Below are 12,093 nucleotides of genomic sequence, written 5' to 3'. Positions count from 1 at the left end.
CACTCATGCACGTCAAACGTCGTACCGTGCTGCTCGGTGCCGTCGGCGCCGGTCTGGTCCCCGCTGTGACGGCCGCCCCGGCCCGTGCTGCTGGGCTGCCGTTGCTGGCGGGTCTGCCGGCCGGCGCGCCGGACCGGCGGCTGTTCACGCCCGGCGAGCAGCGGTTCGCGGGGTACCTGGTGATCCTCGCGCCGATGACGAACGACATCGTCGACACCGACCCGTACGGCTTCATGGGCGGCGGCTGGTGGCGGACGCCGGCCCAGCCGTACAACTCCCGGGTCCAGGAACACGTTTTCACGCTCAGCTGGTTCTACGCCAACCAACGAGCCTGGAACCCGTACTACCGCGACAGCGCACTCCTCGGCCGGCTCGACGCGGCGCTGCAGCACTACCTGGGTCTGCAGAACCCGGACGGTTCGTGGCCGGAGTACTCCCCAGGCGAGCGCGGAAAAGCGTCCAGCGGTTTCGGAATCGGCTACCTGGCCAAGACACTGGCCAATCTGCGCCAGGCGAACGCCTTGCCGGCCCGGCGGACCCAGCTGGAAGGTGCCCTGCGCAAGGGCGTCGACTGGTACCTGGACCCGGGCAACTCGGTCGTCTGGGACGACCCGTTCGAGTACACGAACCAGGCCGTCGCCGGAGTGGCCGGCTCGGCACTGACGCTGCGGCTGCTGCCCGACCAGGCCCGGTGGCTCAAGCTGCAGGACCGGATCCGGTTCGTCGCGAAGTGGGCGCAGAGCCCGGCCGGGTTCTTCTACGACCCGCGCGGCATGGACATCAACTACAACTTCGAGGTCATGCTGCCGGAGCTGGCCGAGCTCTATCTGCAGACCAGGAACCCGCTGCTCGTCTCGATGACGCGCAAGTTCGCCGACTGGTTCGGGTACAACCTGCTCCGCGAGCCCGACGGCTCCGGCTGGCTGACGTACTACGCGGTCTCCGACCGGACCTCGGTCGCCTACTACGACGACGTGATCCCGGACCCCGACCGGAGCATCCTCGGCTCGCACTTCGTCCCCGCGGTCCCGAACCTCGGGGCGTTCTTCACCTCCCGCGAGGACAAGGCCGCGACCCGCCAGGCGTGGGCCGCCGACCCGGCGCCGGTGCCGGCCCTGGCCAAGCAGGACACGTCGCCGCGGATCATCGCGCACGCGCCGTACGGCGAGACGCTGCCGACCCGGTCCGCCAAACGCGCCGCGATCGCGAACATCCCGTACCTGAGCCGCGACAACTTCACCGAGCGCCGCCACGAGAACGACGGCAACCAGGACTACCTCTACGTCCGCCGGCCCGGTCTGTACCTCGGCGCGTTCTTCGGGGAGCGGCAGGGCGGCGCCGTGAAGGCCGGGACCGGGTTCCTGTGGCACCCGGCAGCCGGCACCGTGATCCACGCGCAGCAGACCGCGACCGGCTGCTGGGGCACGGTCCGCGACGGCAAGGCCGATGCCGAGACCAACCTGGTCGCGGAGTACCCGTCGAAGGACCTGGTCCGCTACCGCACGCCGGACGCCTCGGTGTCGACGGAGCTCGTCGTCGGCTCCCACTCGGTCAGCCGCCGGGTCACCGCGACGGGCGCCGCGACCGAGCAGATCCCGTTGGTGCTGCAGCCGGGCGACGAGGTCGTGTTCTCGGACGGCACCGTCGTGCCGTACGGCGAGACGCGGACGGCGACCGCCGACGGCCTCGTGATCCGCCGGGGTGCGGCCACGATCACGATCACCTGGTCGGCACGCCGTCCGGCGACGCTCAGCGCGTCGTCGCGGACGTATCTGCGGGACCAGCGGCGGCGCGTCCACGTACTGCGGATTCCGCACGACGGCTTGCTGGAAACCGTCGTGCGGACCGCCTGATCAGGATGTGCGCAGCCGGAGCACCTGACGCCCCGGTGTCCGGCCGGTCAGGTACACGCGGAGGCCGTCCGGGGTGAGGCTGCCGCCCAGATAGGTGTAGCGCTCGCCCGGATCCATCGCGACCCGGGCGGCGCCGTTGCCCGGGCCGAACTCGATCCGGTCCGTGCCGACGGTGTAGCTGCCGGTCCCCGACGCCAGCTGGTAGTTGCCTGCAGCATCCAACTGGTCCACGCCGGTCAGCGTGCCGCCGGGACGGAAGCAGAGCTCGACGGCGTAGCCGGTCTCGTCTCCGGCGAAGTCGAACGTCAGGTCGTAGCCGGACGGAACCTCGGCGACAGTGATCTCGGTCCGCAGCGCCCGGTACTGCTTGGGGCGGTGCGGAAAGTCCATGGATGCGTAGAAACGGCCGTCAGGAGTGAGTGCGTAGCGGCCGTCCGCCCGGCGATAGCGCTTCGGGAGTGGCAGGTGGTACGGGACCTTCACCTCCTGCTGCAGCTTGAACGTACCGGGCGCCGTACGCCGGAGTCCCGCGCTGCGGAAATGCCCGGTGCTGAAGAACTGCGGTGACAACCGGACCGAGTCGAGGATCGCCGCACCGTTGCGGAGCTTGAAGAAGGTCGGGTTCGTCGACAGACCCGACGAGATCACCGGGATGTCGTGGAAGTCGGTGCCGCCGAAAACGGTTGCCGTCCGAGCCTCGCGGCGGATCCGCACCGAGGCCTGCGACGGGTAGTGCTGCACGAAGTCCGTGGGCGCCGGGGTCGCGGTCGGCAGCACCGCGGACAGCTCCGGCCGCTCCAGCACCTCGGCGAGGAAATCCCCGAGTTCACCGGTCCCGCGCGCCTCGATGCTCTTGGCAACGGTCGTGAACCGGCCGTCTCCGGTGTGCAGCGCCAGCTCGCGGAACTGCGTCAGGTACCACCAGACGTCGCGGATGCCCTTCTGGTCCTGCCGGCGCGACGCGGTCGTGTCCACCTCGCCGTTCGGCTCGAGCAGGTACAGCGTGACGTCGAGATTCCGCTGCACGTAGTCGAGCAGGGCGGGCTTGTCGTACAGCCAGGCGATCGTCAGCAGGCACGGGTTCGTCACCTCGGAGGCGTACGTCGAGCTGCGCTCGCTGTAGATCCCGTCCGGGGTCGCGTCGATGCCCTCGTCGAGCCAGTCGTCGATCCGCGCCGCATACCGCCGGTCCGGGAACAGGTGGTGCGCCCTGGCCAGCGCCGCGGACACCTCCCACCGGTGGTTGGGCGTGTGCACGCCGCCGGACGCCAGCGCGGGTCCGGCCTTCTTGATCACCGAGGCCAGCGTCGCGCGCATCGACGCGGTCTCGGGCCGGCCGTCCGCGTCGAGCAGCGCGTACAGCATGCACACGTCCTGGATCGCGAAAGCGCTGTCCGGCGGCGAGTGCAGGTTGCCGACGTCGTACAGGCCGTCCTCGTGCTGTCGCGCGGCCAGCTGGTCCACGAGCCAGGCCAGCGGCTCGAGGAGCGTGGCGTCGTGATGGTACGGCGACCGTCCCCAGGCATAGCCGGAAACCAGCCGGCGGGCCTTGCGGGCCACGGTCCGGACACTGTCGGAAACGTTCTGAAAGTTGCCGAGCACGATCGGAATCTGTTTCCGGTTCGCCTCGGTGAGCAGGGTCAGGAAGTCCTCGTCCACGGCTGCCACCTCAGCACGAGCCGCACCTGGATGCAGCGCGCCGAGCGCGACCGTGGTCAGCGAACCGGTGAGAAAAGTACGTCGCAGCATCGGGATCTCCGTCGGTAAGCGGTTGCCAAATGCTCAGAACTGTCGCGCCGGAACTTTGTCCTGTCAATAGCTCGCAATCGGTCCGGGTCCGGCCGTTCCCTTCGTCGGTGAACCCTTGCGGGAACCGGTTTCTTGTACTAGCTTGACCGGCCAAGGCAAGCGCTTTCCTAAGCGTCGGGCCGGAGGCCGACGGGGACGGAAGAGAGGTGACCATGAGTGCGCTGGGTGAGCTGGGCAGTCTGCGGGGCAAGAAACCGGCAGGTCAGAAGAAGGACAATCTGGCCGGCTACCTGTTCCTGGCGCCGTGGTTGCTGGGTCTGTTCCTGATCACGATCGGGCCGATGCTGGCCTCGCTGTACCTGTCCTTCACGGACTACAACCTGATCCAGGCGCCGAAGTGGATCGGCCTGGAGAACTTCACCCGGATGCTGTCCGACGAGCGGCTGCACAACTCGCTGCGGGTGACCTTCACCTACGTGTTCGTCTCGGTGCCGCTGCAGCTGGCGATCGCGCTGCTGCTGGCCGTCGTCCTCGACCGTGGCGTCCGCGGGATGGCGTTCTACCGCTCGGTGTTCTACCTGCCGTCGCTGCTCGGCTCGAGTGTCGCGATCGCGATCCTCTGGCGGCAGGTGTTCGGCACCACCGGCCTGCTCAACCAGGTGCTGGACTTGGTCGGCATCGAGGGCAAGGGCTGGATCTCCGACCCGAGCACCGCGCTCGGCACGCTCGTCGTCCTGAACGTCTGGACGTTCGGGTCGCCGATGGTGATCTTCCTGGCCGGGCTGCGGCAGATCCCGACGATGTACTACGAGGCGGCGTCGGTCGACGGCGCCGGCGTCCTGCGGCGGTTCTTCAGCATCACGCTGCCGCTGCTGACGCCGATCATCTTCTTCAACCTGGTGCTGCAGATCATCCACGCGTTCCAGTCGTTCACCCAGGCGTTCGTCGTCTCCGGGGGCAGCGGCGGGCCGTCGGACTCGACGATGTTCTTCACGCTGTACCTCTACGACCGGGGCTTCGGGAACTTCGACATGGGCTACGCCTCCGCGATGGCGTGGTTCCTGCTCGTGATCATCGGGGTCTTCACCGCCGCGAACTTCTTCGCCTCGAAGTACTGGGTGTTCTATGACGACTGAGACGACGACCGAGACGCTGACCCGCACCGTCGCCACCCGCCGGTCCGCGGCCGTCAGTTGGTCCCGGATCCGGCCGCTGGTGATTCACGTCGTGCTGGCCGGCTCCGCGCTGGTGATGCTGTACCCGGTGATCTGGATGGTGGTCAGCTCGCTGCGCCCGGGCAACGAGATCTTCCGCGACCCGGGGCTCCTGGTGAAGGACCTGCGGATCGAGAACTACCGGGTCGGCTGGCACGCGCTCACCGAGCCGTTCACCCGCTACCTGCTGAACTCGGCGCTGGTGGTGCTCGGCTCGATCCTCGGCAACCTGGTGTCCTGCTCGATGGCCGCGTACGCGTTCGCCCGGCTGGAGTTCACCGCGAAGAAGTTCTGGTTCGCGATCATGCTGCTCAGCATCATGCTGCCGATCCACGTGGTGATCGTGCCGCAGTACATCCTGTTCTCGAACCTGGGCTGGATCAACACGGTGCTGCCGCTGGTCGTGCCGAAGCTGCTGGCCACCGACGCGTTCTTCGTGTTCCTGATGGTGCAGTTCATCCGCGGCATCCCGCGCGAGCTGGACGAGGCCGCCCGGATCGACGGCTGCGGCAAGGCCTCGATCTTCCTGCGGATCATCCTGCCGCTGATGGTGCCGGCCCTGGCCACCACGACGATCTTCACGTTCATCTGGACCTGGAACGACTTCTTCAGCCAGCTGATCTACCTGACCGACCCGCACATGTACACGGTTCCGCTCGCGCTGCGGTCGTTCGTCGACTCGACCTCCAGTTCGTCGTGGGGATCGATGTTCGCGATGTCGGTCGTCTCCCTCGTCCCGGTCTTCCTCGCCTTCCTGCTGGGCCAGCGGTTCCTGATCAAGGGCATCGCGACCACCGGCATCAAGTAACTCCCCGAAAGGTGCACTTCATGAGGCACATCCCACGCGCCCTGACGGCCCTGGCGCTGGCCACCACGCTGCTGGCGGCAAGCGCCTGCGGCGGCGACTCCGGCGGCCCGGGCGGGTCGTCCGACGCCGGCGGCAAGGTCACGCTCCGATTCACCTGGTGGGGATCGGACACCAGGACCAAGCTCACCCAGCAGGTGATCGACGCGTACCAGAAGGACCATCCGAACGTCACGATCAAGGGTGAGTTCGGCGAGTGGTCCGGCTACTGGGACAAGCTCGCCACCACGGTCGCGGCGAACGACGCTCCGGACATCATCCAGATGGACGAGAAGTACCTGCGGGAGTACGCCGACCGCGGCGCGCTGCTCGACCTGAAGAAGGCGCAGGGCCTGGACACCGGCAAGTTCGAGCCGGACACGCTCGGCGCCGGCGAGTTCGACGGCGGCCTGTACGGGCTGAACGCCGGCATCAACTCGTTCGCGGTGGTCGTCAACCCGGCCGCCTTCAAGACCGCCGGTGTGGCGATCCCGGACGACACCACATGGACCTGGGACGACTTCGCCCGGATCGCCGCGGAGATCACCACCAAGACCGGCGGCAAGATCACCGGGACCGGCACGCTGGGCAGCAACGAGGCGGGCCTGAACCTGTGGGCCCGGCAGAACGGCGAGTCGCTGTGGACGAAGGACGGCAAGCTCGGCGTCTCGCCGGAGAAGACCACCGACTTCTTCAAGTACATCCTGAAGTTGCGTGACGCGAAGGCGATCCCGTCGGCCGAGGCGATCTCGCAGGACATGAACGCCTCGCTCGACCAGTCCGCGTTCGCGACCGGAAAACTGGCGATGAGCTTCATCTGGAGCAACCAGCTGAACGCCTTCAGCAAGGCGACCGGCCAGCAGCTGAAACTGCTGCGGATCCCGAGCTCCGACGGCAAGGCCGCCGACAACGGCTCGTACTACAAGGGCTCGATGTTCTGGTCGATCTCGGCCCGTTCGAAGCACCAGAAGGAGGCCGCGGAGTTCGTCAACTACCTGGCCAACAGCACCGCTGCCGGTGACGTCCTGCTGGCCGAGCGGGGCGTGCCGCCGAACACCGAGATCCGCTCCGCGGTGGCGTCGAAGCTGAAGCCGGCCGACGCCGCGTCCGCGAAGTTCATCCAGGACATCGGCAAGGACCTCGGTGACCCCTCGCCGGCCCCGCCGGTCGGCGGTGGCCAGGTGGAGAAGATCATCCAGCGGTACACCACCGAGGTGCTGTTCGGCCGGCAGGCGCCCGACGCGGCCGCCAAGGCCTTCCTGGACGAGGTCAACGGGGAGCTCAAGTAGTGTTGCTGACGGCAACTGATTGCCGATGACGGGGGCCCGCGTGGCCGTGCTGGGAATCCACGGCCACGGCGCCTCCCATGTCCGTAACGTCGCCCGGCTGGCGCAGGCCGGCCGGGCCGAGCTGGTGGCGGTCGCCGATCCCCGTGGCGGCGGCGACCTGCCGCCGGGCGTCCGGGTCTTCGGCGGCCTGGACGAGCTGCTGGCGGCGACCGAGGTCGACGTCGTGGTGATCTGTACGCCGATCCAGACGCACGTTCCACTGGCCGAGCTGGCGATGCGCGCCGGCGCCGACGTCCTGCTGGAGAAACCGCCGACGGCGTCGATGGCAGAGTTCGAGCAACTGTCCGCGGTGGTGGCCGAGACCGGGCGGGCGCTGCAGGTCGGGTTCCAGGCGCAGGCGTCGGAGGCCACGCTGAAGCTCGCGGCGATGATGGCCGAGGGGCAGCTCGGCGAGATCCGCGGGATCAGCGCGGTGGGGAAGTGGGTGCGGACGGCGCGGTACTTCCAGCGCGCGCGCTGGTCCGGCAAGCGGCGGCTCGACGGCGTCGATGTCGTCGACGGCGCGGTGACCAACCCGCTCGCACACGCGACCGCGGCGGCCCTGCTGCTGGACGGTTCGACCGGCGTGGACGACGTACGGTCGATCGAGACCGAGCTGTACCGGGCGAACCCGATCGAGTCCGACGACACCTCGTCGGTGCGGATCACGACCGCGCGCGGTACGCCGATCCTGATCGCGGTCACGTTGTGCGCGGTGGAGCACCTCGAGGCGACGGTGATCGTGCACGGATCGGAGGGCCGCGCGGTGCTCACGTACCAGTCGGATCTGATCGGCGACACGAAGTACGGCCGGGCCGACCTGCTGGAGAACCTGCTCGCGCACCGAGCCGACCCCTCGGTGCCGCTGTACGTGCCGCTGGCCGCGACGGGCGGTTTCACCCGCGTGGTCGAGGCGGTTCGCACGGCCCCGGACCCGGCGCCGATCGCGCCGGAGCTGGTGCGCTGGGAGGGCGAAGGACTCGAGCGCCGGCCGATCCTCCTCGACGTCGAGCAATGGATCGACCGGGCCGCGGACGAGCTGGCGCTGTTCAGCGAGATCGGGGCGCCCTGGACCCAACAACGGGAGAGCTGAATGTCGCAGAAACTCGGCTGCAACCACGCCGTCAACCGGTCGATCCAGGTGACGGCGGGCGGCGGCGAGCTGTTCACCTATGTCTACAACGCGGACGACCCGCAGTACGAGTCGCCGCGGCCGTATTTCCACCCGATCCGCACGCTGACCGGTGACCTGGTCAGCGTCTACCGCCCGTGGGACCACCTCTGGCACAAGGGCCTGTCCTGGTCGCTGCCGCACTTCGGGCACGACAACTTCTGGGGCGGGCCGACGTACGCGCAGCAGGACGGGTATCAGCCGCGCGACAACAACGGCTCGCAGGAGCACGACCGGGTCGACGCGCTGGACGTGTCCGACGATCAGGTCCGGTTCGCGCACCACCTGTCGTGGCATCGGCAGAGCGGCGAGCACGTCGTCGGCGAGTCCCGCACGATCACCGCGCGGCTCGCGGACGACGGCTGGGTGCTGGTCTACGAGACCGCGATGACGAACGTGTCCGGCGCGACGATCCAGATCGGCAGCCCGACCACCGCGGGCCGCCCGAACGCCGGGTACGGCGGACTGTTCTGGCGCGGGCCGCGGGCGTTCACCAACGGCACCGTCCTCGCCCCGCAGGGCGGCGGCCGCGACGAGCTCCGCGGTCAGCGCGCGCCGTGGATGGGCTTCACCGCCCGCCAGGACGAGACCGACACCGCGTCGACGATCATCGTCGCCGACGCCGCCGACAACGTTCGCCATCCACCGGAGTGGTTCGTCCGCTCGGAGGACTTCGCGGCGGTCTGTCCCGCCCCGTTCTTCTCCGAGGAGCTCCCGTTCCCCGCCGGCGACACCCTCCGGCTGCGCTACGCGGTCCTGATAGCCGACGGCCTTTCCGACGACAACCGCGCCACTACCCTCGCGGCCCAGGCCACCAAGGCACTCGCCGCGAGCTGATCCGCCTCACGCCGGCAACGCCAGCGTGAAGCTGGTGCTGCCCGGGGCCGAGCTCAGGGTCAGGGTGCCGTTGTGAGCCTCGGTGATGGATCGGGCCAGGGACAGGCCGAGGCCGGTGCCGCCGCTGGCGCGCGTTCGGGCGGTGTCGGCTCGGGTGAAGCGCTGGAAGACGTTGGGCAGCAGGTCGGCGGCGATGCCTGGGCCGTCGTCGTGGACGGTGAGCAAGGCGGAGCGGTCGCTGCGGCCGGCCGTGACGGTGACGGTGGTGCCGGGTGGGGTGTGCCGGCGCGCGTTCGTCAGGAGGTTGGCGAGGACCTGGTGCAGGCGTTGCTCGTCGCCGACGACGACGATCGGCTCGGCAGGCAGGTCCAGCTCCCAATGGTGGCTGGGGGCAACGATCCGGGCGTCGGTGACCGCGTCCTGGGCGAGCCTCGACAGGTCGACCGGGCGGCTGTCGAGCGGCCGGCCGGCGTCCAGGCGGGCGAGCAGCAGGAGGTCCTCGACCAGCGACGCCATCCGGGTGGTCTCGACCATCACCTTGCCCATCGCGTGCGCGAACAGCTCGGGATCACGCTGGCGCAGGCTCAGCTGGGCGTAACCGTGGATCGTCGTCAGCGGCGTCCGCAGCTCGTGCGACGCGTCCGCGACGAACTGGCGGACCTGCTGCTCGCTGCGGTGCCTGGCGTCCAGCGCGCCTTCCATGTGCCCGAGCAACGTGTTGAGCGCGACGGCGACCTGTCCCACCTCGGTCCGTTCGTCGGTGAGCTGGTCGGGTACCCGGGCGGTCACGCCGATCTCGCCGGTGTCGAGCGGTAGCGCCGCCACCTCGCGGGCCGTCTGCGCGACGCGGCGCAGCGGCCGCAACTGACGTCGTACGACGAACACGGCGACGCCGCCCGCGGTGAGGACGCCGATCCCGCCGAACAACGCCTCCCACCCGATCAGGCTGTTGATCGTGTCCTGGATGTCCTTGGTCGGCAGCCCGGTGATCACGGTGACCTGGTCGAGGTTCGCCGCGCGCACCCGGTACTCGCCGAGGCCGGGCAGGTCGACCGTGCTGCTCCGACCGGCCGCGAGGTTGTCGAGCTTGCCGACGACCACGTCGGTGAGGTCGGTGACGTTGCCTTCGGCAGTGACGACTGTCCCGGCGGCATTGTCGCCCTGCGCGTAGACCGTCACCGTGCCGGCGTCCTGCCCGTGCGGCGCGTCAGGTGGTGGTCCCCACGAGCCGTTCTTCAACGCGCCCATGGCGCGCCCTTGCGCTGCCATCACCTTGCCGTCGAGCTGTCCGGTCAGGTACGAACCGATCGCGGCGGTCGTCAGTACGCCGATCACGATGCTCACCACCGCGACCAGCGCCACCATCGCCGCCGCGACCCGCACACTCAACGAACGCGCCGCGACCCTCATGCTCCCAGGATCTGCGGCCGGCCCTCGGACCCGCTGCACGTTTCCTGTCATCTTGCTGTGAACCGCGAAGCCAGGGTAATTTCCTGCTTCGTCAATAAATCTGTTCCGCAAAGAATTCATAGGTTAGAACTGGGACCGGAACGGGGAGGTTCGAGACGTTTCCGGATTCGCCTCCCCTTTCGGGGCCGGAAACCGGTAGCCTCGTGCAGCGCGCTATGGGGGCCGCCGTACCACCCACCCGACGAACTGCCGGAGAGCCCAAACCGGTCAGGAGTGCACGTCTTGCAGGAGAACACCAGCACAACCAGTACTGGCGAACTGGTCAACGTACCCCTCACCGGTGCGGACAAAGTCGCCTACGCTTTCTACGCGACCGCGGCTGCCGCGGCGCTGGTCGGCCAGGTCTGGGCCGGCGTGACCCATATCCCGTGGCCGGACAGCGGCTTCTCGACCCTGCTCAAGATCGTCCTCGTCACGCCCGCGGTCGCGGTGCTCGAGCTCGGTGGCGTGGCCACCGCGGCGCTCGCGGACCTGCGCCGCCGCAAGGGCGAGCAGGCCTACGCGTACCGGGCGATGTCGTTCTTCGCGGCGCTCGTCGCGGTCGTCTTCAATGTGGTCGGCCATTGGCGTCCGGAGGAGCGGTTCCTGGCCTTCGGCTTCGGCGGCCTGTCCGCGTTCGCCTACGTGCTCTGGCTGATCCACAGCTCGGCCCGGCGCCGGGACGCGTTGCGTCGCGCGGGCCAGATGCGCGACACCGGTCCGGTGTACGGCATCGTGCAGTGGATCCGCGAGCCGAAGACGACCTGGCTCGCGCGCTCGCTCGCGATCGAGCACGGCTACTCCCTCTACGAGAGCCTGCGCGCTGCGCAGCACCAGATCCGCAACCGCAGCCGCCGCGAGGCGATCGCCGGGACCGTTGCCGAATACATCCGGTCCGAGCACCAGGACGAGCGGCTGGCGAAGATCGCCGAGACGACGTACGACCCGGACCGGCTGGCCGGGATGCTCGAGGAGCGGATCAACTACGAGGTCATCACCAACAAGCTGACCAAGGCGATCTCGCCGCCGCCGGAGCAGCCCGAGGAACGTCCCGCCGTACCGGCGGCCGTCTGGGTGCTGGAGGGCGGGCAGCCGCGGCGTGCGGACAGCACCGGCGTCGGACTGCGCGACGACGACGCGTGGACCGGTGAGCTGATGGCGATCGTCGACCAGGGACCGGACACCGACGAGTCGGTCGCCGAAGCGGTCGTGGTCGAGGACGCCGGCGAGCCGCAGCACGTGGTCAACGGCAACGGTGCCGTGAACGGGAAGCTGAAGCCGTTCGCGCCGCAGCCGAAGGCCGAGCCGATGGTGGAGAAGCCGAAGCCGCCGTCGCCGTTCGCGGGGCCGGCGGACCCGCAGCCCCCCGCGCTGATCACCACCCCGAAGGTCGAGCCGGTCCTGCCGGACCCGGCGCCCGTCGTCGTCCAGAAGGCCGAGCCGGAGCCGGAGGAGGACAAGCCGGAGCCGACGGCGCTGGAGAAGAAGCGGATGCGGGCCTACGCGCTGCTGGCCGACTGGCCTGCAGGTCGCGAGCGCAGCGCGAAGACGCTGGCCGACGCGATCGCGTCCAGCGAGCCGATGGCCGCGCGGTTCATCGAGCAGTACGAGACCGAGCACGGAGTCGTGTTCGCCTCGCAGAACTGAT

General features: G+C 69.1%; 9 protein-coding genes. 7 read left to right on the top strand and 2 right to left on the bottom strand.

Translation table 11 applies throughout. From position 1 onward, the window contains the following. Positions 1-5: 5 nt before the first annotated feature. On the top strand, positions 6-1,853 hold the full coding sequence (locus ABZX12_RS18780; RefSeq protein ID WP_355694640.1) for a hypothetical protein: 1,848 nt from the start codon (positions 6-8) through the stop codon (positions 1,851-1,853). Here the strand turns inward: ABZX12_RS18780 and ABZX12_RS18775 are convergent, their stop codons facing one another. Then, a complete protein-coding gene (locus ABZX12_RS18775; protein WP_355694639.1) occupies positions 1,854-3,602 on the bottom strand; it encodes a hypothetical protein in 1,749 nt (582 codons plus the stop codon). A gap of 212 nt (positions 3,603-3,814) precedes the next feature. Between ABZX12_RS18775 and ABZX12_RS18770 the strand changes: the two genes are divergently transcribed. From ABZX12_RS18770 to ABZX12_RS18750, 5 genes are read left to right on the top strand one after another with little or no spacing between them, the layout of a single operon-like run. Beyond that, a complete protein-coding gene (locus tag ABZX12_RS18770; protein ID WP_355694637.1) occupies positions 3,815-4,738 on the top strand; it encodes a sugar ABC transporter permease in 924 nt (307 codons plus the stop codon). Next, a complete protein-coding gene (locus ABZX12_RS18765; protein ID WP_355694635.1) occupies positions 4,728-5,624 on the top strand; it encodes a carbohydrate ABC transporter permease in 897 nt (298 codons plus the stop codon). The genes ABZX12_RS18770 and ABZX12_RS18765 overlap by 11 nt, the downstream gene beginning before the upstream one ends. 20 nt (positions 5,625-5,644) lie before the next feature. After that, the gene (locus ABZX12_RS18760) at positions 5,645-6,949 is read left to right on the top strand and encodes an extracellular solute-binding protein (protein ID WP_355694633.1); all 1,305 of its coding nucleotides are present in this window, start codon (positions 5,645-5,647) and stop codon (positions 6,947-6,949) included. Between the two features lie 25 nt (positions 6,950-6,974). Then, positions 6,975-8,081, top strand: a complete 1,107-nt coding sequence (locus ABZX12_RS18755) for a Gfo/Idh/MocA family oxidoreductase (protein ID WP_355694631.1) — start codon at positions 6,975-6,977, stop codon at positions 8,079-8,081. Then, positions 8,082-8,996: a PmoA family protein gene (locus ABZX12_RS18750; protein ID WP_355694629.1), complete on the top strand. Its 915-nt coding sequence runs from the start codon at positions 8,082-8,084 to the stop codon at positions 8,994-8,996. A 6-nt stretch (positions 8,997-9,002) separates the two neighbouring features. On the opposite strand, the gene ABZX12_RS18745 is transcribed toward ABZX12_RS18750, so the two are convergent. After that, a complete protein-coding gene (locus ABZX12_RS18745) occupies positions 9,003-10,406 on the bottom strand; it encodes a HAMP domain-containing sensor histidine kinase (RefSeq protein WP_355694628.1) in 1,404 nt (467 codons plus the stop codon). A gap of 282 nt (positions 10,407-10,688) precedes the next feature. Between ABZX12_RS18745 and ABZX12_RS18740 the strand changes: the two genes are divergently transcribed. Further along, complete coding sequence (locus tag ABZX12_RS18740; protein ID WP_355694626.1) at positions 10,689-12,092, top strand: hypothetical protein; 1,404 nt, start codon at positions 10,689-10,691, stop codon at positions 12,090-12,092. The last annotated feature ends 1 nt before the right edge of the window (position 12,093 follow it).

This window comes from Kribbella sp. NPDC003505 (assembly GCF_040610875.1).
Lineage (GTDB): Bacteria > Actinomycetota > Actinomycetes > Propionibacteriales > Kribbellaceae > Kribbella.
The sequence above is the reverse complement of the archived record's forward strand: the minus strand, read 5'-3'. Positions and strand labels throughout refer to the sequence as shown.